22 protein-coding genes are annotated in these 25,689 nt (G+C 63.9%); 16 read left to right on the top strand and 6 right to left on the bottom strand.

Annotated elements, in window-relative coordinates; genetic code table 11:
• Nucleotides 1-105 precede the first annotated feature (105 nt).
• Together CH290_RS17025 and CH290_RS17020 are read left to right on the top strand one after the other, a co-directional pair.
• Nucleotides 106-1,602, top strand: a complete 1,497-nt coding sequence (locus CH290_RS17025; protein ID WP_033187940.1) for an AMP-binding protein — start codon at nt 106-108, stop codon at nt 1,600-1,602.
• The gene (locus CH290_RS17020) at nt 1,599-2,210 is read left to right on the top strand and encodes a hypothetical protein (RefSeq protein ID WP_033187939.1); all 612 of its coding nucleotides are present in this window, start codon (nt 1,599-1,601) and stop codon (nt 2,208-2,210) included. Before CH290_RS17025 ends, CH290_RS17020 begins: the two co-directional genes overlap by 4 nt.
• A gap of 51 nt (nt 2,211-2,261) precedes the next feature.
• Here the strand turns inward: CH290_RS17020 and surE are convergent, their stop codons facing one another.
• Nucleotides 2,262-3,050 (bottom strand): 5'/3'-nucleotidase SurE, encoded by a 789-nt coding sequence (surE, locus tag CH290_RS17015; RefSeq protein WP_027498975.1) that lies wholly within the window; start codon nt 3,048-3,050, stop codon nt 2,262-2,264.
• 269 nt (nt 3,051-3,319) lie between these two features.
• Here surE and CH290_RS17010 point away from each other — a divergent pair, with 269 nt between their 5' ends.
• The 6 genes from CH290_RS17010 (at nt 3,320) to CH290_RS16985 (ending at nt 9,305) form a co-directional block, all read left to right on the top strand.
• On the top strand, nt 3,320-5,053 hold the full coding sequence (locus CH290_RS17010) for a PEP-utilizing enzyme (protein ID WP_033187938.1): 1,734 nt from the start codon (nt 3,320-3,322) through the stop codon (nt 5,051-5,053).
• 13 nt (nt 5,054-5,066) lie between these two features.
• On the top strand, nt 5,067-6,158 hold the full coding sequence (locus CH290_RS17005) for a phosphotransferase (protein WP_033187937.1): 1,092 nt from the start codon (nt 5,067-5,069) through the stop codon (nt 6,156-6,158).
• Nucleotides 6,151-7,200: a TIGR03857 family LLM class F420-dependent oxidoreductase gene (locus CH290_RS17000; RefSeq protein WP_033187936.1), complete on the top strand. Its 1,050-nt coding sequence runs from the start codon at nt 6,151-6,153 to the stop codon at nt 7,198-7,200. Before CH290_RS17005 ends, CH290_RS17000 begins: the two co-directional genes overlap by 8 nt.
• A complete protein-coding gene (locus tag CH290_RS16995) occupies nt 7,197-7,547 on the top strand; it encodes a hypothetical protein (RefSeq protein ID WP_019663285.1) in 351 nt (116 codons plus the stop codon). The genes CH290_RS17000 and CH290_RS16995 overlap by 4 nt, the downstream gene beginning before the upstream one ends.
• Nucleotides 7,544-8,650: a phosphotransferase family protein gene (locus CH290_RS16990; protein WP_020112742.1), complete on the top strand. Its 1,107-nt coding sequence runs from the start codon at nt 7,544-7,546 to the stop codon at nt 8,648-8,650. Before CH290_RS16995 ends, CH290_RS16990 begins: the two co-directional genes overlap by 4 nt.
• A 112-nt stretch (nt 8,651-8,762) precedes the next feature.
• Nucleotides 8,763-9,305 carry a DUF2231 domain-containing protein gene (locus tag CH290_RS16985; protein WP_019663287.1) on the top strand — a complete coding sequence of 181 codons (543 nt, stop codon included), beginning with the start codon at nt 8,763-8,765 and terminating at the stop codon, nt 9,303-9,305.
• Nucleotides 9,306-9,343: 38 nt separating this feature from the next.
• Here the strand turns inward: CH290_RS16985 and CH290_RS16980 are convergent, their stop codons facing one another.
• On the bottom strand, nt 9,344-10,027 hold the full coding sequence (locus CH290_RS16980) for a TerD family protein (protein WP_033187935.1): 684 nt from the start codon (nt 10,025-10,027) through the stop codon (nt 9,344-9,346).
• A gap of 135 nt (nt 10,028-10,162) precedes the next feature.
• Between CH290_RS16980 and CH290_RS16975 the strand changes: the two genes are divergently transcribed.
• Nucleotides 10,163-10,807: a VWA domain-containing protein gene (locus CH290_RS16975; protein ID WP_329955213.1), complete on the top strand. Its 645-nt coding sequence runs from the start codon at nt 10,163-10,165 to the stop codon at nt 10,805-10,807.
• A gap of 9 nt (nt 10,808-10,816) precedes the next feature.
• Here CH290_RS16975 and CH290_RS16970 read toward each other — a convergent pair whose 3' ends face one another.
• Nucleotides 10,817-11,764, bottom strand: a complete 948-nt coding sequence (locus CH290_RS16970; RefSeq protein WP_033187933.1) for a GlxA family transcriptional regulator — start codon at nt 11,762-11,764, stop codon at nt 10,817-10,819.
• A 107-nt stretch (nt 11,765-11,871) separates the two neighbouring features.
• Here CH290_RS16970 and CH290_RS16965 point away from each other — a divergent pair, with 107 nt between their 5' ends.
• A complete protein-coding gene (locus tag CH290_RS16965; RefSeq protein ID WP_026347465.1) occupies nt 11,872-12,510 on the top strand; it encodes an isochorismatase family protein in 639 nt (212 codons plus the stop codon).
• 2 nt (nt 12,511-12,512) lie between these two features.
• Here the strand turns inward: CH290_RS16965 and CH290_RS16960 are convergent, their stop codons facing one another.
• On the bottom strand, nt 12,513-13,310 hold the full coding sequence (locus tag CH290_RS16960; RefSeq protein ID WP_033187932.1) for a TY-Chap domain-containing protein: 798 nt from the start codon (nt 13,308-13,310) through the stop codon (nt 12,513-12,515).
• 154 nt (nt 13,311-13,464) lie between these two features.
• Between CH290_RS16960 and CH290_RS16955 the strand changes: the two genes are divergently transcribed.
• Entirely contained in the window at nt 13,465-14,850 is a 1,386-nt protein-coding gene (locus CH290_RS16955; protein WP_230620839.1) for a serine hydrolase domain-containing protein, read from the top strand.
• A gap of 150 nt (nt 14,851-15,000) precedes the next feature.
• On the top strand, nt 15,001-17,235 hold the full coding sequence (locus CH290_RS16950; protein ID WP_033187930.1) for an NADP-dependent isocitrate dehydrogenase: 2,235 nt from the start codon (nt 15,001-15,003) through the stop codon (nt 17,233-17,235).
• A gap of 76 nt (nt 17,236-17,311) precedes the next feature.
• On the opposite strand, the gene CH290_RS16945 is transcribed toward CH290_RS16950, so the two are convergent.
• Nucleotides 17,312-18,460 (bottom strand): MFS transporter, encoded by a 1,149-nt coding sequence (locus tag CH290_RS16945; RefSeq protein ID WP_019663295.1) that lies wholly within the window; start codon nt 18,458-18,460, stop codon nt 17,312-17,314.
• A 111-nt stretch (nt 18,461-18,571) separates the two neighbouring features.
• On the opposite strand from CH290_RS16945, the gene CH290_RS16940 reads away from it, so the two are divergent.
• Nucleotides 18,572-19,921: an amidase gene (locus CH290_RS16940; RefSeq protein ID WP_033187929.1), complete on the top strand. Its 1,350-nt coding sequence runs from the start codon at nt 18,572-18,574 to the stop codon at nt 19,919-19,921.
• Between the two features lie 24 nt (nt 19,922-19,945).
• Here the strand turns inward: CH290_RS16940 and CH290_RS16935 are convergent, their stop codons facing one another.
• Complete coding sequence (locus CH290_RS16935; RefSeq protein ID WP_033187928.1) at nt 19,946-21,133, bottom strand: CaiB/BaiF CoA transferase family protein; 1,188 nt, start codon at nt 21,131-21,133, stop codon at nt 19,946-19,948.
• Between the two features lie 181 nt (nt 21,134-21,314).
• On the opposite strand from CH290_RS16935, the gene CH290_RS16930 reads away from it, so the two are divergent.
• The 3 genes from CH290_RS16930 to CH290_RS16920 all read left to right on the top strand — a co-directional run bounded on the left by CH290_RS16930 (nt 21,315) and on the right by CH290_RS16920 (nt 25,663).
• Nucleotides 21,315-22,400 (top strand): XdhC family protein, encoded by a 1,086-nt coding sequence (locus CH290_RS16930; protein ID WP_033187927.1) that lies wholly within the window; start codon nt 21,315-21,317, stop codon nt 22,398-22,400.
• Between the two features lie 78 nt (nt 22,401-22,478).
• Nucleotides 22,479-24,113 (top strand): helix-turn-helix domain-containing protein, encoded by a 1,635-nt coding sequence (locus CH290_RS16925; protein WP_019663300.1) that lies wholly within the window; start codon nt 22,479-22,481, stop codon nt 24,111-24,113.
• Between the two features lie 143 nt (nt 24,114-24,256).
• The gene (locus tag CH290_RS16920; protein ID WP_051104797.1) at nt 24,257-25,663 is read left to right on the top strand and encodes a uracil-xanthine permease family protein; all 1,407 of its coding nucleotides are present in this window, start codon (nt 24,257-24,259) and stop codon (nt 25,661-25,663) included.
• Nucleotides 25,664-25,689: the final 26 nt, after the last annotated feature.

The raw sequence follows: 25,689 nt of genomic DNA, 5'->3' as shown, positions 1-25,689 counted from the left end.
ACTAAACCACACTTTCAAAGTGGTGTGAACCACATCTTGTGAAAAAAGTGACGTGCGCATATCTTGAAAACGTTAGTGACCGACTATTCGCAAACGAGGTTTCAGGTGTACCCACCGAGCATTGCCCGGGACAGACCGGACGACCTGGCCTACGTCATGGCGGGTTCAGGTGCGTCGCTGACGTACGGCGAGCTCGATGCCCGGTCCAATCAACTGGCACACAGATGGCGTGAGCACGGCCTGAGCAGCGGCGACACCGTCGTCATCGTGATGGAGAACAATCTCCACTGGCCCGTCGTCGTCGCTGCCGGGATGCGTACCGGGATGTTCGTGACGCCGGTGAACTGGCATCTCCAGGCGACGGAGCTGGCGGCTCTGGTGTCCGAAGCGGAGCCCGCGTGTGTCGTCACCAGTGCAGGACTGGCATCGACGGTGGCAGGAGCATTGGAATCCGCAGGGCAACGCCCGCTGCGCTTGTGCGTCGACGACGTTCCCGGTTTCGAACACCTCGCGAGCACGCTCGACGGGCGGCCCGAGACTCCGGTCGACGGTGAACTGCTCGGTGCGCGGGTGCTGTTCAGTGGCGGAACAACCGGTCGTCCCAAGGCCTTTCGTCAGTCTCTTCTCGGAGTGCACCCGGAGGATGCGCCGCCGCGACATGCAGGTCTCGTCGACAAGTTGGAGATCGACGCGGACACGGTGCTGTTGTCACCCGCACCGAACTATCACGCAGCGCCGTTCACCTTCCAGCTCATCACGCTGGCGGCGGGCGGAACGATCGTCTGTATGGAGAAGTTCGACGCCGCGGATGCGTTGGATGCGATCGGGGCCTACGGAGTGACGCACTCGCAGTGGGTGCCGACGATGCTCGTCCGGTTGCTGAACCTTCAGGGCGCCGATCGTTACCGTCCGGTATCTCATCGGGTCGCGTTCACGTCGGGTGCTCCGTGCTCCGTCGACGTCAAGAACGGAATCGATCGGTGGTGGGGGCCGATTCTGCACGAGTATTACGGGGCTTCCGAGGGTTACGGGCATACGTACATCTCCCCGATGGACGCCAGGACGCATCCCGGTTCGGTGGGCACGCCGCTCGGATCGACGGCGGTGCACATCACCGACGACGACGGTGTCGAAGTGGTTGCCGGGCAGGTGGGAACTGTCTGGTTCGAACCCGTTACGGCGCAGTCCTATACGAATGCGGCCGACTCCAGCGGGTGGAAACAGATGGGCGATGTCGGATACGTCGACGTCGACGGCTTCCTCTATCTGGTCGGGCGCAAGGGTTTCATGATCATCTCCGGGGGTGTCAACATCTATCCCGACGAGATCGAGGCAGTACTCGTCGGACACCCGGGTGTTCTCGATGCGGCCGTCTTCGGCATTCCCGACGCGGAATTCGGTGAACGGGTCAAAGCTGTCGTCGAACTTGCCGACGCTGCGGTCACCGAGGCCGACCTCATCGCGTACTGCCGGGACCGATTGGCCCACTACAAGACTCCGCGGGTCGTGGAGTTCGTCGCGAGGCTCCCTCGGTTGCCGACCGGCAAGTTGAACAAGCGTGCATTGAAAGACGAATTCGCTTCTACAGGAGGGCACTCATGACGACCACTGCGCAGGAATCGTTCTCGATTCTGCATTCCATCCGAATCAAGGGACTGGCGACGGATCCGGTCCTGGCCGCGATGGTCGGACTTGCCCCTGACGTACTTGCGTCGCGGCTGGAGCCGCTCCTCCAGGATCATCTGGTCGTGCGGAAGGAGGGGCGGATGAGCGGGACGATGCTGACTCCGGTCGGGAAGGAACTCCATGCCGAGTTGCTGGGTGCGGTGCATCCGGGCCCGGCGGTAGCGGAGTTTCATCACGTGTTCCTGCCGCTGAACAGGCGATTCAAGCAGATCTGTAATGCGTGGCAGATGCGCGACGAGACGACGCCGAACGACCACTCGGATCCGGACTACGACTCCGGCGTCGTGAACGATCTGGCTGCCGTCCACGTCGAGATCGTCGAAGCGCTGGAACCGTTGGGGGTGGAGGACCCTCGCATGGGGTTGTATTCCTCCAGGCTGTCGGCGGCGCTGACGCGGATCGAGGGCGGTGATCGCGCTGCGTTCGCGAGGCCGATGTACGACAGCTACCACGACATCTGGATGGAACTGCACCAGGACCTGATCATGGTGTCCGGCCGGAAACGTGGTGAGCAGGACGAGTAGGCCGCTTCGCGGCATGTGAGTGGAAATGCGCACCAGGGTGCGCATTTCCACTCACCAGCGCGTAGCGCCCGCGGTCTTCAACACGTCGACGACCGTGCCCAGGGTCGTGGCGGCGACATCGTCGTCGGACCCGACGGACGTCAGTGCAGTCACCGCGACCGAGCCGGCTCGAACCGTCGCCGCATCGGTACCCATGCTCAAACCACTTGTGTTGTCGTAACGCAACAGTTCCACTCCGCCGTCCACTCGAGTGATTCTCAGCCCGAGCAGGCTGCGTGCGCCGAGGGATGCGACGCAGAGGCCGCGCAACTGGTCGAAGTCCACGTCCGGGACATTCACGTTCAGTGTCATTCGGTGCGCGTCGTTCTCCTCTATCCACCGCACGACTCGAACTGCGACCTCGGCTGCCGTGTCGAACCGGTGGTCGGGAGGGAAACCGCAGCTGACGGCCACCCCGCCTATGCCGGCGATTCGAGCCGTCAGTACAGCGCCCACGGTGGACGAGAAAAGTACGGATCTGCCGGTGTTGTGGCCGGGATTGATACCACTGACCACGAGATCCGGCTGCGGACCGAACTGTCCTGCGCAGAACGCGAGGACTGCGAATGCAGGCGGGCAGTCGAACGCGAACGCTTCCACTGTCGGAAGTCCTGGAAGCGTCCGTGGTTCGACGGCGACGACTGCGCCGTGTTCAAGCGTGCCGAGCGACGTTCCGCTTCCACTGCTCTCCGTCATGGGAGCGCCGACGACGATCTCGTGTCCTGCTCGGACGAGTGCCTGTGCCACGGTCGACAAGCCGGGCGCGTCGATTCCGTCGTCGTTGGTGACCAGAATGCGCATCGCAGTTCCCCTTTCGCGCACCCGGCAGAAAAGTGGGTGCACTAGTGATCGTCCACCGATAGTGACTTAGTGTTCGCACTTTTGTCCAGCTTTCGGGTGTGGACCACTGAACAGCGGGGCGAATGGCGTCCGGAATCCTCGGAAAGACTATTGACACCGTGATCGCAGTCACATAATACTGTGAATACACGTTCGCTAACCATTCGGTACGACAAAGGCTTCGACGGGATCGCCCGCACGGAAGACCGTCTCGACGAAAGAGGTACGACATGGCCGAGTGGCCGATCAACGACGCAACGTCCAAGGTGTTTCCGCTGTACTCGCGGGCCAACGTCGGTGAGATCTTCCCGGACCCCATCAGCCCACTGAATGCATCGGTCGGATTTCAGCACGGACTGGAACCGGGTTGGCGCGACGCCTTCGTGGCCTGCGGGGTGTGGGACAAGGACCTCTACGACGAGACCGTCCCCATGAACATCCTGCCGGCCTTCGGGAGCTACCTCTACATCAACATGTCCCTGATGCGGTTGTTCGGTGTTCGCGTCCCGGGGATGTCCGCGGAGGCTGTCGATCTGCAGTACTTCGGAGACATGCCGGGAATTCCCAGCTACGAGAGCGAACGCCGCGACTTCGACGAGAACGCGGAGTACGAGGCCAAGGCCGGGCAGTGGCTCGGCGAGCAGGTGCTCGGCGCCACCGATCTCGCCGCGTACGACGCAGACCGCGTCGAGGTGGAGCGAATCCGAGCGGAGCGTCCCGACTTGGCCACGCTGTCCGACGCCGAATTGTTCTCGCGCATGCGCTCGTTCGAGACACTGCTGCGTCGTCTCTTCAAGCACCACATCGAAGCCAGCCTCAAGTCGGGTGTCGGCCTGGGTGCCATGGCGCAGCTGACGGAAGCGATCGGCCGCCCCGAACTTGCTCTCACTCTCGTCGCGGGGATCGGGAACATCGACTCGGCACTGCCGTCGATCAGGATGTGGAACCTGGGCCGCCTCGCGCAGAAGCCGCAGATCGCCGAGCTCTTCGACGCAGGTGTCGCAGAGTTGTACGAGCGTCTGAGCGCTTCCGACGATTCCGATGTCGTGGCGTTCACCCGCGAGCTCGACGACTTCCTGACGGACTGGGACTTCCGCGGTCCCGCCGAGTGGGAGATCCGCGCCACCACGTGGGGAGTGAATCCTGCTCTGGCGCTCGGCACGATCGACAGGATGCGTCACGTCGACGAATCCGAGGCTCCGGAGACGAAGACCGCAGAACGTGCTTCCCAACGAGAGGCCGCATCGGCACTGGTGCGTGAAGCCCTTGCCGCGGAAGCGGAGGCGTCGGGACAGTTCGAAGCTGTGCTGAACGCTGCCGCACTCTGGATGCGAGGCCGAGAACGCGGACGCACGACTGCCGCGATGCTGATGCACGAGATTCGGCTCGCTGCACTCGAACTGGGCCGGCGCGGTGTGGCCGCGGGCTCGCTGATCGAAGTGAAGCACATCTTCATGCTGTTCGCCGACGAGATCGACACCTACCTCTCGGCTCCCGCGACGCTCACCTCCACGCTCGCCGACCGTGAGAGAACGTATCTGGACCTGTTCGACCGTCAGCCGCCTTTCGTCGTCGACGGCACAGCTCCACCGGTCGAGGAGTGGCCGCTCCGAGCCGACCGGCGCAGCACTCTGCTGGGGCAGGGGGAGTCGATCGTCGGTGTCTCCGGATGTACCGGAATCGCCCGCGGCCGAGCCCGTGTGTTGCTCTCACCGGACGATCCGTCGGCACTTGAGGCTGGCGACATTCTCGTCGCGCCCATCACGGACCCGTCGTGGACGCCGTTGTTCGTCACGGCCGCGGCAGTGGTGGTCGACGTCGGTGCCCCGTTCTCCCATGCCGCGATCGTCAGTCGCGAGCTGGGTATCCCGTGCATCGTGTCGGCGACGGACGCAACCGTCCGCATTGCCGACGGTGCCCAGATCGAAGTGGACGGTTCGACCGGAACCGTGACGGTTCTGTAGGAGGCGGCCCCACATGCACGCATCGGACATATGTCCCAGCTGGATCGACGAGGTTCTACACGACGCCGGCCTGCTCGACCCCATGTTGACCGTCACCGCCGTCGATGCACGTCCCATCGGGACCGGTCAGGTTGCCGACAGCATCCAGGTGACTCCGACGTACTCGGGATCGACCGACGCGCCGTCGTCGTTCGTGTTGAAGGTCAGTTCCGAGAACGAGCAGAGTCGGTCCGCGGGACGGACGGAGATGAACTATCTTCGCGAGGTCCGCTTCTACCAGGACATCGCCCCTCGTCTGAAAGTGCGAGTCCCGGTCTGTCATCACGCCGAGATCGATTCCAATCGAACAGAGTTCGTGCTCGTGCTGGAGGACCTCAGCCCCGCGCGACCCGGTGACCAGATTCGCGGATGCACCGTCGAGGAGACGACGCTCGCCGTCGTCGAGGCGGCGCGCATCCACGCTCCGTTCTGGGGATCCGCCGAACTCGACGGCAACCCGTGGCTCGACATTTCCGGCACCTACTGGGCCAGGTTCGTCGACATGATGCCGTCGTGGTGGAACGGGTTCGAGGAGAGATATCGTGACAGGCTCACCGCTGAGGACCTCGCGTTGGGGCGCGCGTTCACCGAGCACATAGCCGACTACTACGCGGCGCTGCGGACCGTCCCCTTCACTGTTCAGCACGGAGACTTCCGTCCGGACAATGTGCTGTTCGACGCGGCGGGTGGTGACGTTTCGTTGGCAGTGTTGGATTGGCAGACAGTGATATTCGCCCCCGGCACAGTCGATGTCGCGTACTTCGTCGGTGGTGCACTCGATCAGGACACCCGCCGGGCGAACGAAACGGCTCTGCTGAGGGCCTATCACGACGAGCTTCGTGCCCTCGGCGTCGCGAACTACGGCTTCGACGACTTGCTGCGTGACTATCCGATCGGGACGTTCCAGAACTTGGTCATCGGTGTCGCGGCAGCGATGCTCGTCGTTCGAACCGAGCGGGGTGACGACCTGTTCGTGTCGATGGTCGAGAATTCGCTGGCCCATGCTCGTGACCACGATGCACTGGCGAGGATCATCGAACAGTCGAAGCAGGCTGTCCATGTCTGAGCCGGGCGTCGATCGATTGGCTTTCTACACGCTGGGTGGCCACGTCGAGAGCCCGAGAATCATGCTCGACGAGTTGGCCGAGGCCGAGGCCATGGGCATCGGGCAGGCATTCATCTCCGAGCGCCTCAACGTCAAGGAGGCGTGCGCATTGTCGGGTGCTGCGGGCGCGGTCACGTCGACCATCGGTGTCACGACGGCTGCCACCAACATCAACACCCGTCATCCGTCGATCACCGCTGCGTTCGGGTCGACCATGCACCGACTGACCGGCGGCCGGTTCACTCTCGGTGTCGGTCGTGGACTCGTGCCGCAGATCGCGGCGATGGGGCTGAAGCAGACCACCACCGTGCAGCTCGAGGAGTTTGCGCACGTCATGCGTCGGTTGTGGCGAGGCGAGAAGATCCTGGATTACGACGGTCCGCTGGGTAAGTATCCAGCTCTGTCTTTGGATCCCACCTTCGACGAGGACATTCCGCTGGCGACGACTGCGTTCGGAGACCGGACACTTGCGATGGCGGGCCGGGCGTACGACGTGGTGGTCCTGCACACGTTCTTCTCCGACGAGACCGTCGTGCGGTCGGTGAAGGCGGTGCGGGACGCGGCCGAGCACGCAGGCCGCGATCCGAACAGTGTGCAGGTGTGGTCCTGCTATGCCACGGTCAGCGACGAGATCGACGAGCAGACGATGCTGAAGAAGACCGTCGGCCGCATCGCAACCTACCTGCAGGTGTACGGCGACCTGTTGGTGTCGACCAACCGGTGGGATTCGGCGAAGCTCGAGGAGTTCCGTCGCTCGGCCGTAGTACGAAACCTACCCGGATGGGCCGACGCGGTAGGCGACACCGACACATTCTCGGAACTGGCGAAGGTAATCCCTGCCGAGTGGCTGGACTGTGCGGCAACGGGTTCACCGCAGCGGTGCGCAGATCTGGTCCGGCATCAATTCGACCTGGGCGTCGACGGGGTGATCCTGCACGGTGCAACGCCGTCGGAACTTCGGTCGACGGTGTCGGCCTTCTCGAATGCTGCGATGTCCGCATGAACGCCGTTCGACTGGTCGAGAGGTACCTCTTCGAGCTCTACAACGATCGGCAGCTTCAGCTGGTGTACGAGATCTGCGGTGACCCGATGGTGCGCCACGCGGCTGGGTCGGTCACCGCACTGAACCGAGACCAACAGTTCGCGCGGATCGAGGCCGATCTCGCAGCTCACGAGCCGGAGTTCTCGGTGGTGACCCTGGTCGGCGACGACACCCATGCGTCGTTGACGTGGAATGCAGTCCGTCGTGCAACAGGCGAGAAGCTGTGCGGCATCGAGATTTTCAAAGCTGACGGCGGTGTCATCACCGACGTCTGGAATTCCGGCTACTTCGAAGGATCATGGTCATGAGTACAGTCGAACCACGATTGTTGGACACTGTCGCGGAAATCGATTCCGCGTGGATTCAGTCGGTCCTTCGGTACGCCGGAATTCCGGGTGTCGATGTCGCCTCCGTGTCGGCTGCCCCCATCGGCGCCGGAAACGTCAGTGACACGGTTCGCGTGGCGATCGAGTACTCCGGTGCGGCGGGCGAGGCACCGAAGTCGCTCGTCGTCAAACTGAAGCCGAGTGATCCCGGTGTACATGCTCACGGTTTGCGGAGCGGCGCTTATCACCGGGAGATCGGAGCGTACGTCGATATCTCGGAGCGTCACGCGTGCCGAATTCCGCTGAAGTACTGGGTGACAGGCGACGAGACCACCATCAACCTCGTGATGGAGGATTTGAGCACCACGACGACTGCGGGCAATCAGATCGCGGGGTGCGGCCCGGTGGAAGCAGAATCCGTGATCGTGGAACTGGCTCGGCTGCATTCGGAGTTCTTCCCACTCACCGACGCAACGGCTCCGGGGTGGATGATCCGTCTCGGCGACGTGTGTGAATACTGGTCCGCTGCTGCCGAGAGAGGCGCGCAGGCTGCGTTACGTCGATTCGCCGAAGACCTACCTCGGGAATCGCTGATCGCTGTTTCGGAGGCCACCGCGCTCGTACGAGACTGGTACCGGCTTCCGCAACGCAGACTCACCTTCACTCACGGAGACCCGCGGGTGGACAACATTCTGTTCGACACCTCGGGTGCTGTCCCGGCCGCGATCCTCATCGATTGGCAGGTGACGGGCCTGCGCAATCCCATGTACGACGTCGGTTATTTCATGTCCGGAAGTGTTGCGACGGACGACAGGCGAATCATCGAAAGGCGGCTGCTGCAGCGGTACGTCGACGTGTTCGCCGAGCGTGCATCGGGATACAGCATCGACAAAGCAACGTGTGATTACCAGATCCAACTCCTCAGCGGCCTGTACATCACCTTGGCGGCGATCGACGTTCTACCGGACAACGACGTCGTCAACCGACTGATCCTGGCGTTGCTCGAACGTAACTGCGCGGCAGTGATCGACTGGAAGTCGGTTGCTGCGCTGACGAACGTGACGCAGGCGTTGGAGGTGGCCTAACCCTCACGTAGGGATCAGTACAGCTAGTCCTCGCCGCTGGCGTGTACGACGGGCAGGTGTGGTTAGCCAACCCAGAGGTTGACGTCGTGATCCGCGGGGTAGGCGAGATCACATGAGCCTCCCCGGAGTATTGAACAGCCTCGAAGATGCGTCCTTCCTGGACAAGGAGAGCGATGCGATCAACGGCGTCCTGAAGCCCGCACTCGACGACACAGTGGTCGGTGGACTTCTACGCGGGTCGTTCGTGGGCCACCCCATCCACCCCGCATTGGTGAACGTCACGGTCGGCGCGTGGACGAGCGCCGTCGTGCTCGACCTCGTCGGCTTCGAGTCGAAGGCCGCTCAGCGGCTGATCGGGCTCGGTCTGCTGTCGGCGCCCGCAACCATTGCCACCGGGTGGGGTGACTGGTCCACCCGCGGCCCACGTGCACGCCGAGTCGGGATCATCCATGCGGGAGCGAACGCCACCGGCGTATTCCTGTTTCTCGGCTCGTTCCTCCGCCGACGCCGTCGCACGGACGGAGCCGCGAAGGGTCTCGCGCTCGCCGGACTCACCGCCGCCGGTCTCGGCGGCGTCATCGGTGGTCACCTTGCCTACAGTGTCACCGAGGAGCCGGCCGAGCAGCCCGCGTTCGACGAGCACCAGCTGACGTAGAACCTCGAATCCACGCGGGGCGGGACGATCGCCTTCGGCTACTTTCGTCCCGCAGCCCATTTCATGCCCCAGCCGTACTTCTTGTCGAGATCCGACTGGCTGCCCTGGATGTATTCCACCAAGCGGGTTACGGTGACTCCCTGTTTCCCGCTCTCCAGCAACGCAATTGCGCAAATTCGAGCGGAGTTGCTGTCCGATTCGAGCTTCACCTCGACCTGTGGACCCGAGGTCGGGAACAGGGTGACGACGCCGTCGACTGCGGCCCAGTTGGGGGCGCCCTCGTAGATCATCGCGAAGATCAGGACCCGCTTGAACATCTCGGGGCGGGCGAGGTTGATGTGCATGTTCTCGCCGCCGACGACAGTGCCCGAGCGATCGTCACCGTCCAGTGCGATGTACGGAGCGCGATCGACCGCGCCGAAGCTGTTGCCGAGCGCCTGAATGACGCCCTTGGAGCCGTCGGCGAGTTCGTAGAGGCAGCCGAGGTCGAGGTCGACGCCGCCGGTCCCGTAGGACGCCGCGGCCAGCTTCGCCAGAAAGCCCTTCTTCTTCGGTGCGGGTGTCGCACCCGTCGACCAGTTCAAATTGACACGCATCGTGCCCTGTGACTCGCCCGCCTTCGTCAGGTTCACCGAGGGCGCCGACTTGGACAGCGTCACCTTGCTCAGGCTCACTGCGGGCGTTGCCGGGGTCGAAGGCTTGCGGGTGTAGTCGATCGCCATGAAATTTGCCTACTCGTCGTGGTGTCCGTTTTGCCTTGTCCGAGAATAGCGGGCAAACGTGTCGGTACCCCTCGGTACGGTTCTTTTCATCAGCTTCACCCGCGCGAGTCCGCGCACTTTCTCAGGAGGTTTTCTTTGACGAATCCACAGTTGTCTCTGGTGGCCGCGTTGCTCGACCGCTCGGGTTCCATGAACGCCATTGCCGATGACACTCGCGGTGGTTTCGACTCGTTCATCGCGAAAGAGCGTGCGCACGAGGGTGACACGGTGGTCACTCTTGCGCAGTTCGACGATCGCTACGACATGGTCTACAGCTCGCAACCGATCGATTCGGTTCCGCCTCTCGTGCTCGAGCCTCGGGGCATGACGGCGCTGTACGACGCCATCGGCCGGCTCATCACCGATGTGGGCTCGGAGCTCGCAGCAACACCCGAGGACGAGCGTCCTGGTTCCGTCACCATCCTCGTGATGACCGACGGTCACGAGAACGCGAGCAAGGAGTGGAGCAACACGGCTGTTCGCACCCTCATCGAACAGCAGGAGCGGGACTATCAGTGGGACTTCGTGTTTCTCGGCGCCAACATCGATGCAGTGGACGTGGGTACCGATCTCGGCTTCGCCCGTGACAAGTCAATGACGTACGTGTCCACCACCGTGGGCGTCACGTCCGCGTTCGATTCGGTGGCGAGCTATCAGAGTCGCAAGCGCGCCTCGGTGATGGGGGCGCCCCCGGTGCAGGGTTTCTCGGAAGAGGATCGTCGCCGAGCTCGAGGGGAGTGAGCGAGGCCGCTACCGCCTGGGGGCGAACTGTTTTCGGTATGTCGTGGGTGCAACCGCGAACGCCGAAGCGAAGTTCTGTCGAAAGGTCACCGTGCTGCCGAATCCGCAGGCAGTCGCGACGTCGTCGATGGATTTCGTCGTGGTCTCCAGCAGGCTCCTGGCTTCGTCGAGGCGTCGATCCAGTACCCACCGTGCGGGCGTGGTTCCGGTCGCCGACTGGAACTGCCGGATGAAGCTCCGCCGGCTCATGTGCGCACGTTCGGCTAGCCGGTCGATCGGTAGGGGCTCGTGCAGGCGTGCAAGAGCCCACTCCAGGACGTCGGCGATGGTCGTGTCCTCGGCGTGCGTGAGGGGCCGCTCGATGTACTGGGCTTGACCGCCCTCGCGGTGGGGTGCGACGACGAGGCTGCGCGCGACGGAGGTGGCCGCGGCGGATCCGACGTGCTTGCGGACGATGTGCAGGCACGCATCGATCGACGACGCGGTTCCCGCCGACGTGAGGACGTCACCGTGGTCCACGTAAAGCACCGAGGAGTCGGGTTGTGTCTGGGTGGTCCTCGCTTGCAGTTCCGCCATCTTGGTCCAGTGCGTGACGGCCGGGCGGCCCGCGAGGATGCCTGTGTCGGCAATCGCAAAGGAGCCGAGGCACAGTCCGGCGACCTCTGCGCCGCGCCGATGAGCTTGTCGTATGCGTGAGCCGAGTTCTACGTCGACGGGCGGTAGGGACACCGGCCAGGACGGGACGATCACGATGTCCGCCCATTCGATTGCCTCGGGTCCCGCGAGTTCACCCAACGAGTAGCCCTCGGCCGTCCTTACCTGCTGTGCATCGTCCGACCACACGCGCGTTTGCCAGTCCTGCGCCTCGTCGAGTCGAGTGACCTCGCCGAACACCATGAGCGGCGCGGCGAGATGGAACATGGTGATTCCGTCGAATGCGTACAGCGCAATCTTCATACCCCTCCAACTGTGGCGCAAAGTCATCGAAAGTATGCATCCGTGCCACTCGTCGGCGCAAGAATCAGGCTGAAGAATCGGAGTTACCCAACACGAGGAGGATGACCATGACTGCACCACGCCGCGCGCTGATCGTCGTCGACGTCCAGCAGGAGTACTTCGACGGTGTACTGAAAATTCAGTACCCACCGCGTGAGGAGTCGCTGGCCAACATTGCCAGCGCCATCGAAGTTGCTGCCTCGCAGGATATTCCGGTTGCGATCGTGCAGCACGAGATGCCGGAAGGGTCGCCCGCATTCGTCAAGGGCACACCCACCTGGGAACTCCATCCGCGGATCGCTGCGCTGGTACAACCTACGTTCGAACGCGTCGAGAAGAAGTTCAGCAGCGTGTTCGAGGGAACCTCCGTCGCGGAGTGGTTGACGGCCAACCGGATCGACACGATCACGATCGTCGGATACATGACCAACAACTGCGACCTGGCCACGGCAGCCGGTGCGGAGGCGCTCGATGTCAGCGCTGAGATCCTCTCCGACGCCACCGGCGCGATCAATCTCGCGAACGAGGCCGGCACGGTGTCGGCAGAGGATCTGCACAGCACGTTGATGGTGCTCTATCAGTCCAACTTCGCCGCGGTGGCGTCGACGTCGGACTGGATCGAGGCCGTCAAGTCCGGATCGAGCCTCACCGCGAACAACCTGGTCGTGTCCGCGGCCCAGGGGAACGACACTTTCGGAGGAGAGTGACCTCAGCGTCGACGGCTTGCGCTCCGTGATTCGCGGTTCGTCAAGCGGGCGCCTGCCTCGTCGAGAAATCGAAGGAACATACGAGTTTTTCGGGCCAGGTGTTCCTCGACCAACGGAGAGCAATCGACGCGCGCCACCACGGCAACCGCGTCGGGCGCGACGCGAAATGCCATGTCGGGCCACGATTCTGCCAACCGAAGTATCGACGCAGGTGTGGGCGGCTCCCCGGTGTAGGTTGCCGAGTACTCGACGACGGCCTCGTCGTCGAGTACTCGGATGCGCGCGTCGCGGACGAGGCGATCCACGGCGACAGGTCCCAGCACGGCGAACACACGCGAGGTCAGATCGTCGTCCGTTCGGGCCCGGCTTCCGTCGAGAATCCAACCCGGTGAAGCGCCGGTGGCGTCGAGAGCCAGAAACGATGGGTGGCTGATCCGTCCGAAATCCCGGAACAGTGTCATGACCGTGCGGGCAATGGGCGTGCCGTTGCCGCTGATCCTGAGCTCCGTGCCGTCCGAGTGCGACCGGGCGGGGCTGGCGCGCCACCGGGCGTACGCGAGGGTCGTTCGCTCCTCCGCAGTGCGTGCGTCGAGCAGCGACCTGGGGACGTGCGCCACCGCGTCGACGAGGTCACGGTCCTTGGCGAGAACCACCGACAGTCCGCTCACCTGCCAGACCGAGTCCGACAGAAGGGTGAGGGTCTGGGGTGCGCGCATGCCGTCGAGATACCGGCCCAGACGGGCAGCGAACACTGTCCAGGACGTGTTCACTTCCGTGTCGAAGTCAGGGTCCTCCATCATGAGGCCTCCTGAACTGGACAAGTTTTGAACTATCCGAACCATGATAACTGCTGGTCCGACGGGTGCGGGCCCACTGGGTGGGCCGAGGGTTGCGCTCGGATTGCTACGCCGTCAAGATTCGAGGGGCAAACGACTTCGGGTGGGAGCGAGTGCGGTGACGGCTGTTCGACGTGGGTTCCTGGTAGTTCTGCTCCTCCTGGTGGCCTCCGGGGCGACGATGTTCGCCCACGCTGATCCGCCGCCCTCACTGCAGCAACAGGTCGAGCGATGGGCCTCGGACATCGGGGCGCCGAGTATCTCCGTGCAGATCGTCGATTCCGACGGGCTCGTCGACGACGCCTCGTCGGGGCCGGATGCCGGCGCCCCCTTCGTGTGGGGTTCGGTGTCGAAACAGCTCGCGGCAGCCACGGTTCGAGGGCTGGAGCGCGACGGCCTTCTCCAGGACGACACCGTCGTCGTCGACGTCCTGCCGCAGGCCGAGCACCTGCTCGGTGACCCCCAGGTCACCGTCGGTGACCTGGTTCGTCACACCAGTGGGCTACCGCACGACGTCTCCGTCACCGACGACTGGACCCGTCGGGAATCCGCGTCGGATGTTCTGGCGTCGATACCGCAACCGAGCGGAATGGGCGAGCGAGGCACGTTCCGGTATTCGAGCCTCAACTATCTGCTCGTGCAGGCCGTGGTCGAGCAGGTCTCCGCCGGGCAGTATGCGGATGCCGTCCGCCGGTACGTTCTCGATCCTGCGGGCGCGTCGGGCACCATCACCGATCCCGACGCCTTCACCGCGGCCGTCCCGGACGGTCACGTTCCGTTCTTCGGGACCTCCAGGGCGGTGGACGTGGGCGTGGATTCGGCGGGGCTCGGTTACGGATACCTGGCCGGGACGATCGAGGACCTCGGCCGGTACGCGTCGTGGCGGCTGGACAACCTGGGCGATCCCGTGGTGGCCGAGACCGGTCACGGCACGGCGTACGGCGACGGTCTGTACAACGAGGACATCGATGGTCACGACGTGTGGTGGCACTCGGGTGCGGTGCCCGGCTACTACACCTACGTCGCGTTGGTGCCGGGGGAGGACCGCGCAATCGTGCTGGCCACCAACCGGTATGGCGAGATCGAGGCCGAGCGTGTGGCGGCCGTCGGCAGAAACGTGACGACTCTGGTGCTCGACGGGTCCGCGTCGGATCTGCCGTCGTCGATGGCGCCGGCGGTGTTGGGCACCCTGCTCGGACTCGCGACTGCTCTGCTGGCGGCGTCGGGATGGTCGGTCGTGCGTGGAACGAGAGAGCGCTCTGCTGTGGGTGCGATCGTTCGGAGCGTCGCCGCTGTCGTGGTGGGAGGGACAGTGATCGTCGGCGTCCTGATCGGTGTCCCGGCTTTGGCGGGCGGTACGTTGTCGGCGATGTGGTTGTGGACGCCGGACGTGACCGTTGCGTTCTGGGTGTTGCTCGCGGCGGTCTTCGTCGCCACCGTAGTTGTGGTCATAAAATCCGCGGCCGGGTACCGAAAACTGCGTTCTCGCACTGCCGAGGGGTGACGAGCAGGCCCTGCTCGGCGACGCCGACGGGGCTACCGATGGGTAACTAAGCCGTACCCAACACTGCCCCGCACGGACTCGCGTCGGCAAGTTTAAAGTTGGAGGTGGACGCATCCAAAAGACGACGTTGAAACAGAGGCAAAGGCGAACATGACAGCAAAACAGCCGACCATCATCTACACCCTGACCGACGAGGCGCCGATGCTGGCGACTCACGCGTTTCTGCCGGTCATACGTGCTTTTGCCAGCGCGGCCGAGATCAACGTCGAATCCAGTGACATCTCTGTCGCCAGCCGCATCCTCGCCGAGTTCCCCGATTACCTGAACGAAGACCAGCGCGTCACGGACAACCTGGCCGAGCTCGGGCGCCTCACCCAGGACCCCGACACCAACATCATCAAGCTGCCGAACATCAGCGCCTCGGTCCCTCAGTTGCTCGCAGCCATCAAGGAGCTGCAGGACAAGGGCTACGCCATCCCGGATTACCCGGGCAACCCGAAGACCGACGAAGAGCGCGAGATCCGCGACCGCTACACCAAGTGTCTCGGCAGTGCAGTGAACCCTGTTCTGCGTGAAGGCAACTCGGATCGCCGCGCACCGAAAGCCGTGAAGGAATACGCCCGCAAGCACCCGCACAGCATGGGTGAATGGTCGCCCGCGTCGCGCACGCACGTCGCACACATGCGTCACGGCGACTTCTACCACGGCGAGAAGTCCATGACGGTCGACGGCGACCGCGAGGTGAAGATGGAGCTGCTGACCGAGAGCGGGAAGACCGTCGTCCTCAAGGAAAAGGTGTCGCTGACCGACGGCGACGTCATAGACAGCATGTTCATGAGCAAGAAGGCGCTCATCGAGTTCTACGAAGAGCAGATGGAGGACGCCTACAAGACGGGCATCATGTTCTCTCTGCACGTCAAGGCCACGATGATGCGGGTGTCGCACCCCATCGTCTTCGGTCACGCGGTGAAGGTCTTCTACAAGGACGCGTTCGCCAAGCACGGCGAGCTGTTCGAGGAACTCGGCGTCAACGTCAACAACGGCCTCTCGGATCTGTACAGCAAGATCGAGTCCCTCCCCAGCGCACAGCGTGAGGAGATCATCGACGATCTGCACAAGTGCCATGAGAAGCGCCCCGAGCTGGCCATGGTCGACTCGGCACGCGGCATCTCCAACTTCCATTCGCCCAGCGACGTCATCGTCGACGCATCCATGCCCGCGATGATTCGCAGCGGCGGCAAGATGTGGGGAGCGGACGGACGGCCGAAGGACACCAAGGCAGTCAGCCCCGAGTCGACGTTCTTCCGGATCTACCAGGAGATGATCAACTTCTGCAAGACCAACGGGGCGTTCGACCCCACCACGATGGGCACCGTTCCCAACGTCGGTCTGATGGCGCAGAAGGCCGAAGAGTACGGCTCGCACGACAAGACGTTCGAGGTCCCCGAGGGTGGCGTAGCGAACATCACCGACCTGGCGACGGGCGAGGTTCTGCTGACTCAGGACGTCGAAGAGGGTGACATCTGGCGTCTGTGCATCGTCAAGGATGCGCCGATCCGCGACTGGGTCGCTCTGGCGGTGCGCCGCACCCGTGAGTCCGGCATGCCGGTCGTTTTCTGGCTGGACCCGTACCGCCCGCACGAGAACGAGCTGATCGGCAAGGTGCGCAAGTACCTGAAGGATCACGACACCGAGGGTCTGGACATCCAGATCATGTCGCAGGTCCGCGCCATCCGCTACACGATGGAGCGCCTCATCCGCGGGCTGGACACCATCTCCGCGACGGGCAACATCCTCCGCGACTACCTGACCGACCTGTTCCCGATCCTCGAGCTCGGCACGTCCGCCAAGATGCTCTCCATCGTTCCCCTGATGGCAGGCGGCGGACTGTACGAGACCGGTGCAGGCGGCTCGGCTCCGAAGCACGTCAAGCAGCTCATCGAGGAGAACCACCTCCGGTGGGACTCGCTGGGTGAGTACCTCGCCCTCGCGGTCAGCCTCGAAGACCTCGGCACCAAGACAGGCGGCAAGGCAACGGTTCTCGGCAAGGCACTCGACGCTGCCACCGGAAAGCTCCTCGAGAACAGCAAGGGCCCGTCGCGCTCGACCGGCGAACTCGACAACCGCGGAAGCCAGTTCTACCTCGCCCTGTACTGGGCCGAGGAGCTCGCCGCACAGACCGAGGACGCGGATCTGGCGAAGCACTTCGAGCCACTGGCAAAGGCCCTGGCGGAGAACGAAGATCAAATCGTCAAGGAGCTCAACGACGCTCAGGGCACGGCCGTGGACATCGGCGGATACTACTTCCCCGACCAGGAAGCCACCGCCGCCGTCATGCGTCCGAGCAAGACGTTCAACGAAGCTCTGGCCGGCTTCATCGCCTGACCCCACGTGAGCGGAACGGAGCCTGCGGGTCAGTCCGCAGGCTCCGCTTCCAGCACGCCAGGGCCTAGATGTCCGCTCACGAGCGGCGAGTACGTGCCACGGCGAAGCCTCCGACCATGAGGACCGCGGCAACGGTGAGGCCGAGAGTCGGGGCGGCCAGTGACAGCAGTAGAGGTACCGCAAAGCCGAGGTAGACGAAGCAGTAGTACACCGCTACGGCGCTGGAGAGATCGCCGCCCACCGGGATGTTGTTCTCGACGATCATCAGTCCGGAGACGAGCAGCATGCCGTAGCAGCTACCCAGCAGCACACACGCGAGAACGATCAGTCCGAGCGACACCGCGCCAGTAGTCGCCAATGCCGCTGCTGCCGAAGCGAAACCGACGCAGCCGAATGTGACTCCGGTGGCGACGGGGATCATGGCCCCTCGGCCGGCCAAGCGCCGAGCCGTCGGCTGCACGGCGACGCCGGTCCAGAGCGTCAGTGCAGCTACGGCTCCGGTGAACGCGACGGACAAGGAGCCGGTGACGTCGGAGACGTGCGGCGGCAAGGTCGCGAAAGCGACTGTCGCCGTGCCGAATACCCACGGCGCCCATGGTGCGACACCGGCGATGAACCAGCTCTGGCCGACGACGCCTGCCGTGGGCGCCTTCCGTTCGACTGCGCGCGCCCGTGTCTCGGGGACGCGCCACACCGATGCGCCCGTGGCGACCATCATCACCAGGTGGACCAGATAGGGCAGTACGTCGGGCATCGGTAGCCACTGTGCGATGAGTCCAGCGAACAATGCTCCGCAGCCGAAGCCCGCCGACAACGCGACCGCGGTACGACGCGCACCTGCGCCTGGACTGTCGCTGAGTTCCTTGATCCAGGCACCGCCTGCAGTGAAGGCCATGCCGGACGCGACACCGGCCAGCACGCGACCGAGATACAGCAGGCCGGGCATGTCGGCGCCGAGAGCGAGAATCACCGTCGACACCATCGCGACGCCGACCATCGGTCGGACGATCGCGCGGCGACCGACTCGATCCGAGAGTCTTCCGAAGTACAGCAACGACGGAATCAACCCCAGCGCATACGTGCCGAGCATCGCGGTGAACGCGGTACTCGTCAGGCCGGACGTGTCCCGGTACACCAGCTGCATCGGAGCGAACTGGTTCGCACCCCAACTCACGGCGAACACAACGGCGACCACACGCATCCAACTCACGGGCATTCCCGTCATCCTTCCTCTCCGATGCTCCGGTGGATGTGGCAGACGTTGCCAGCGTCGACCGCGATTCTGTGTCGATTGTGGTCGTATGTTGCCCACTGCAGGAAAAGTAGGTTCACGACAATGAACGGTGGAGTCTGGGTGGGGCGATCGGCCAGGGCCATCGCCGACGACGTGCAACACGGGCGAGTTACCGCCCGCCGGGTCGTCTCCGAGCATCTGGCTGCGATCGAGCGCGGCAACGACAAGCTGAACGCGCTGGTCACCGTCTGCGGATCCGAGGCGTTGTCGGCGGCGGACGATCTCGATCGCCGGCGCAAGGCCGGGGAAACACTCGGCCCGTTGGCGGGCGTGCCGTTCAGCGTCAAGGACACCATCGCTACCGCCGGGGTCCGTACCACTGCCGGGTCGCGGGCATTGGCGTCGAACATCCCGGTGCACGACGCCGCTGCGGTGGTTGCGTTCAAGAACGCAGGCGCGGTTCTGGTGGGCAAGTCGAATGCTCCGGAATTCGGGTCGTGCGGTTTGACACGCAACGATCTGTTCGGCACGACGGCGAGTCCGCTGATCGCCGACGGGGTGCCGCGCTCTCCGGGTGGATCGAGCGGAGGTGAGTCGGCGTCGGTGGCGGCGGGGTTCAGTGTGCTGGGGTTGGGGACCGATTTCGGTGGTTCGGTTCGGTGGCCGGCTCATTGCACAGGGTTGATGTCCGTGCGCCCGACACAGGGCCGGATCGACGGAACCGGGCAGCTTCCCGGTGTGCTCGACGATGGGCATGTGCTGGTGAACCCGGTAACAGCGCACGGAGTCATTCAGACGATAGGTCCACTTGCACGGAATCTGGGCGATGTGAAGCTCGCACTCGACGTGCTTTCCGGCCCGTCGTGTTCGCGTCCGGCAGATGCGCCCACCGTCACGTGGGCTTCGGGGGACGGCACGGTTCCTGTCGATGTCGAGATCGTCGATGCAGTCCAGGCTGCGGCGGCCGCGCTGGGTGCACGACGCTACGAGGGCGGCGCTCTGGCGCAGGCGAATTCACTGTTCGGCGCACTGCGTGCCACAGAGTCGCACTCCGATGTTCGGGCCATGGTCGGCGACCGCATGGATCTGCTCACCGACGAGTTCCGATCCACCCTCGAGGCTCCGCGGGTCTCGGGCGCGGAGGAGTTGTGGGCGACACGGGCGAAGCTGATCCGGCAGTTCAGAGCTGAGATGGGTGATGTTCTGCTGATGCCGGTGGCGTCGATTCTGGCCCCGCCGGTGGGGCTCGAACGCTTCTCCGTGGACGGCCGAGAGTTGACGTGGATGGATGTACTCGCGAGCTCACGCGCCATCAGCGTGCTCGGTCTCCCGTCCGTGACGGTACCGATAGCCCGCGCACGCAACGGTTTGCCGATCGGTATTCAGATCATCGCTCAGCCCTGGCGTGAGTGCGACGCTTTCGCGGTGGCCGAGACACTCGCCCGCCCCTGACGCGGAAGGGCGGGCGAGACCGAGTCAGATGACTGCGCGCTTGCGCAGGTCGATGATGTCGTCGGCGCTGAGGCCGAGTTCGGTGAGTACCTCGACGGTGTCTGCGCCGAGTGCGAGCGGCGGCGCACTCTTGACCGGCAGCGTTTTGCCGTCGACCCAGAACGGGCCACGCACGACGGGCGTTCGACGTCCGTCGGGGGTCTCGGTGTCCTGCACCATGTTCAGAGCACGCACCTGCGGGTCGGCGAAGACTTGGTCGATGGTGTGAATCGGGCCGCACGGTATTCCGACCGCACGCATTGCGGTGATCCATTCCGCCGCGGTCTTGGCCGTCAGGAGTTCGAGAATTTCTTTGGTCAGGCTGTCGCGGTGCTGTAGGCGGAGTTTGCCGTCCGCGTATTCGGGCTTGTCGGCGAGCTCGGGCGCGCCGAGTACCGAAGTGAGCGCTGTCCAGTGCTTTTCGGTTCCAGTGGCGATGGTGATGGGAAAATCGGCGGTGTCGAAGACGCCGTACGGTGAGATGGACGGGTGAGTGTTGCCGGTGGGCTGCGCCACACGGCCGGTGCTGATGTAGTTCTGTGCCTGAAACGTCATGATGGAGATTGCGGACTCGAGTAGGGAGGTCTCGACGCGTCGTCCGCGTCCGTCGCGTTCACGCGCTGCAAGCGCTGCGGAGATTCCGAGCGCGGCGTAGATGCCGGACACCGTGTCCACGATCGGAATTCCGACGCGCATCGGTGCGCTGCCTGCATCGCCGGTCACCGACATCAGGCCGGACATTCCCTGCGCGACCTGATCGAGCCCGGCGGCGAGGTGATCCGGCCCGACGGGTCCGAACCCGCTGACGCTCATGATGATCAACCGCGGATTCTCGCGTTCGAGTTCGTCGGGGTCCAGTCCCATGTCGACCAGCACGCCGGGCCGGAAGTTCTCGATCAGCACATCCGCATCGAGGACCAAGCGCCGCAGTATCTCTCGGCCGTCGTTGCTCCTGAAGTCCACGGCGACAGATCGTTTGCCGCGGTTGACCGAGGTGAAGTACAGACTTCGCTCGTCCTCGAACGGTGGCCACTGACGTGAACTGTCGCCGGTGCCGAGTGGTTCCACCTTGATCACCTCGGCGCCGAAGTCCGACAGCAGTGATGTGCACAACGGGCCGGCGAGTGCCCTGGTGAGATCGAGAACTTTCGTCCCGCTGAGTAATCCGTCCATCGAAAGTATCCCTCGCTCGTCTCGTCCACTGGTATGCCCTCAGACGATGGCCGAGGCACCGGGGGCGGCGCGACGGCGACATTGCACAACGACGACGCCGACTTTTCGGCGCTATGTGTGCCCGGGCAGCCAGTCCGTTGCTTATAACCTGAGTCCAGGCGAGTGAACGGAGGATCGAGCGATGCGTGAGATATCACCTCAGTTGTACGCATGGCTGCAAGCCGGAGACGATGCCGCGCTGGCGACCGTGACCCGCACGTGGCGATCGTCCCCTCGCAGGCCGGGCGCTGCTATGGCGGTGAACCGCCGTGGCGAGGTGATCGGCAGTGTGTCCGGCGGATGTATAGAAAGCGCGCTGTACGAGACGGCTCGGGACGTACTTGCAGACGGCAACTCGCGCGTCGAGATATTCGACGTCACCGACGACGACGCATACGGCGTCGGGTTGACGTGCGGGGGACGCATCGAGGTACTGGTGGAGTTCGTCCATCACGGGGATTCTCCGATGTCGGACGTGTGCCGCCGACTTGCTGCGGACGAACCGGTTGCCGTGTTGACCACCCTCGCCACGGGCATGCCGTCACGGCATCTGATCGTCGACGCCAAGTCTGCCTCGGGGGATCTGCACCTGACACGGACGCAGGTTCGGGACATCATCGCCAGGCTCGAACACGGTGAGTCCGACGTGTTCGTCGCAGCGGCCGGGACGCTGGCCGATAGTGACGTTCTTGTCGACTTCCACCGGCCACTGCCACGCATGTATGTTTTCGGGGCAATCGACTTCGCAACGGCTGTCAGCACACTCGGTGTGTTCGCCGGGTATCACGTCAGCGTGGTCGACGCCCGGCCAGTCTTCGCGACACGTGCGAGATTTCCGTCGGCGCACGAGGTGATCGTCCGGTGGCCGGACAAGTTCTTGGCAGAGGCTCCCATCGATTTGCGAACGGTGATCGTCGTCCTCACCCACGACGAGAAATTCGACATCCCGTTGCTGAACATCGCCCTGCGTTCCGACGCCGGGTATGTGGGCGCGATGGGCAGTCGGTCCACCCATGCGCGACGGGTGGATCTACTGCGCGAGCGAGGAATCGACGCACAGCAGCTCGCCCGCCTGCACTCGCCTATCGGACTCGATCTGGGAGCTCGAACTCCCGCGGAGACTGCGTTGTCGGTGATGGCGGAGGTCACCAAGACGGTACGTGGTTCCAGTGGCGACGAACTGCGCTTCGGCCGCGGACCGATTCACGGGCTCGTTTCGTCTGCTTGACCTGTTGTCCTGCCGCGCGGGGCAGTGAGCGTTAGGATCGACGTTTCCCCCGCGAACGAAAACCGAGGTGCCAGCCCAGTGTCCGTACCCATTCTGGACAGCGAGATTCCACTCGAAGAGCTGCTTCGATCGGCGCTGTTGCCGTCCTCCTCGGTCGTCGTGGGAGATGTCGACGGGGTGGCAGTACACGGGGTCGGGTTCATGGCGGTTCCGGACATCGGGCCGTGGCTCCGGAGTGGTCAGCTGTTGATCACGTCTCCGCGCACGCTCGGCCTGCTGACCGAGGCGGCGTCGACGTTCGTTGGGCGTCTGAGCTCGCGTGGAGTCGTGGCGCTGGCGGTGCAGTTCAACAGTGACGGCTGGAATCTCGAACCGGAGATGATCGATGCCGCTGCACAGCTCGAGCTTCCGATCATCGCCTATCACGGCGACGGCGACCACCCACTCGCCCGCGGTCGAGCGCGCATCGAAGCGGCGCAAGTCGGCGCGATGTTCGAAGCCGAGCGCATCAGAAAGCTGTTGGTCGACATCGTCATGGCAGGAGGTGGCCTGACGGATCTGGCCGAGGTAGCGTCGCGTGAGTTGAACGGCACCGTCTTGCTGACCACGTCCGACGGCCGCGAGATCTGTCGAGCGGGCGATGCGGGCGGACGCAGGAGGTTGTCGACCAGTCCCGCCCTCGACTCGACGGGGCGGCTCCGAACCGACACCGTCGAAGGCGGTCTCGGCATGCACGTCTTCGACGGCCACGCCAGTGCGGTCGCGGCCGTCTCCGCCAACCACATCGACCACGGGCGAATGGCGCTGTTCGCGTGGGACCGCGAGATGGCCGAACACGACCTGTACCTAGTGGAGCGCGCGGCTGCGGTGTGTGCACTGGTGGTGACTCGTCAGCAGGCAGTGGCGTCGGTCGAGGAACGGCACCGGGCAAACTTCATTCACGATCTGATGTTGGGTCGTGCCGGAGACTCGGATCACGTTGTCTCGCATGCCAAGACGTTCGGCTGGGATTTCGACAGGCCCTTGGTCATCGTCAGTATCGAACCTGATCCGGTGGTCGACGAATCGTCGAGTTCGGTGCACCGACTTCCTGTCGTCGATCGTCAGGCGATGGCGTTCTCCGGCGCGATCGCGCACCGGGACCCCGGCGCGGCGGTGACGGCACTGACTGGAGAAACGGTCATAGTCATGGGCGTCGGGTCCGACACGATGGCATTGGTGCGGGATTTGGTGAACGTCGTTCGCGGCGAAGGTGGCGGCGGCAGAAGGCCGTTCAGTGTGGGAGTATCGCGCACTGCGGGCTCGACCGACGGCGTTCCGTCCTGTTACAGCCAGGCTCGCACGGCGTTGACTGTCGGTCGTCGCATTTCGGGTCAATGGTCGCTCACGAATTTCGACGACCTGGGTGTCTACCGCCTGTTGTCGCTCGTGGAGGACGAGGACGAGCTCGAGAACTTCGCGCGAGAAACGCTGCGTGAGCTGACCGAGGACACTGCGGAGGCGCAGGACATGCGAAACACACTCGAAGCGCTACTGGCAACGAACATCAATATCGCGGAGACCGCCCGGAAGCTCCATTTCCACTACAACACACTGCGTTACAGGGTTGTGAAGCTGGAGAAAATCCTGGGCTCGTTCACCGAGCAGCCGGAATTGCGGTTGGACCTGTCTTTAGCACTGAAGATAATCGCGATGCGCGGCATCAATCACTAAATCTGCCAATCCGAGCCCGCTCGATCTGTCAGATTGTCATCACTCGGGCCCTCTCCGCCTGTAATAACGTTCAGGTTCACCACGGGCGATCTGTGAGCTGGAACACAGAACGCGGGCGCCCTCCTCTTCGTGAAAGGCTGAACATGCCGATTTGGACGTTGCATGGGGATGGCAAGACGGTGGCGCCGGGTGAAGTCGTCGCTCCCGGTGAACGGCTCAGCTGGGGGCGGACCATCGGACTCGGTGGCCAGCACGTCGTATCGATGTTCGGCGCGACGTTCGTGTTTCCGATCATCATGGGTCTGAATCCGCAACTGGCAGTGATGATGTCAGGGTTCTGTACCATCTTCTTCCTTCTGGTGGTCAAGGGCCGGATTCCGAGTTATCTCGGAACGTCCGCTGCGTTCGTCGGCGGCATCGCCGCGATTCGGGCGCAGGGTGGCACCTCGGCGGAGGTCACCGGTGCGATCCTGGTGTCCGGCCTCGTGCTCGGGCTCATCGGCGTCGCTGTCCACTTCCTCGGCGGCCGCCTCATCTTCAAGTTGCTTCCGCCCGCCGTCACCGGGGCGGTGGTCATGTTGATCGGCTTCAACCTCGCACCGGTTGTGGCCGGCCTCTACTGGCCGCAGGACCAATGGATCGCGCTGTTCGTGATGGCAGCGTTGATCATCATGTCCGTCGCGCTTCGCGGCTTCATGGGTCGGATCGCGATCTTCCTCGCGTTGATCCTCGGTTACGCCGCGTCGTGGGCGCTCGACCGTCTCTCCGGGCCGATAACGTCGTACGACGCGAACGTCGGCGAGATCACCGAGCACTTCCGCGTCAACTGGGACCCTGTTGCGTCGGCCTCCTGGTTCGGTCTACCGCCGTTCTCCGACGAGGCCAACGGTGTCGTCGGCATCCACGCCCCGTCGTTCAGCCTCACGTTCGTCGTACTGGTTCTGCCCGGTGTCATCGCGTTGATCGCGGAGAACGCTGGTCACGTCAAAGCTGTCGCGGAAATGACCAAGGAGGACCTCGACCCGTACATGGGCCGTGCGTTGGCCGGTGACGGGTTCGCCACGGCAATCGCCAGCGGCGTCGGTGGCTCACCGACGACCACTTACGCCGAGAACATCGGCGTCATGGCCGCTACGCGCGTCTATTCCACCGCCGCGTACACCGTGGCCGGCATCGTTGCCATGCTGCTGGGTTTCTCGCCCAAGTTCGGCGCGTTCATCTCGGCCACCCCGGGCGGTGTGCTCGGCGGCATCACCGTTGTCCTCTACGGCATGATCGGCCTGCTCGGAGCCAAGATCTGGAAGGAGAACGGCGTCGACTTCGGCAACCCGCTGAACATGATGCCCATTGCTGCCGGCCTGATCATCGGTATCGGCGACGTGTCCCTGACGTTCAGCGACACCTTCTCCCTCGGGGGCATCTCGCTCGGCACGATCGTCGTGATCCTCATGTACCACTTGTGCCGATTCGTCGGAGCCCGCAATCCCGAGTTGGACCGTTACACATCGGGCACGTCCGAGGGATCGACACCGAGCAAACAACTGACCTGATTGTGACAGGCATCGTGCGTGACTGT

The organism is Rhodococcus sp. 06-156-4 (assembly GCF_002259345.1).
Taxonomy (GTDB): Bacteria; Actinomycetota; Actinomycetes; order Mycobacteriales; family Mycobacteriaceae; genus Rhodococcoides; species Rhodococcoides fascians_E.
The sequence above is the reverse complement of the archived record's forward strand: the minus strand, read 5'-3'. Positions and strand labels throughout refer to the sequence as shown.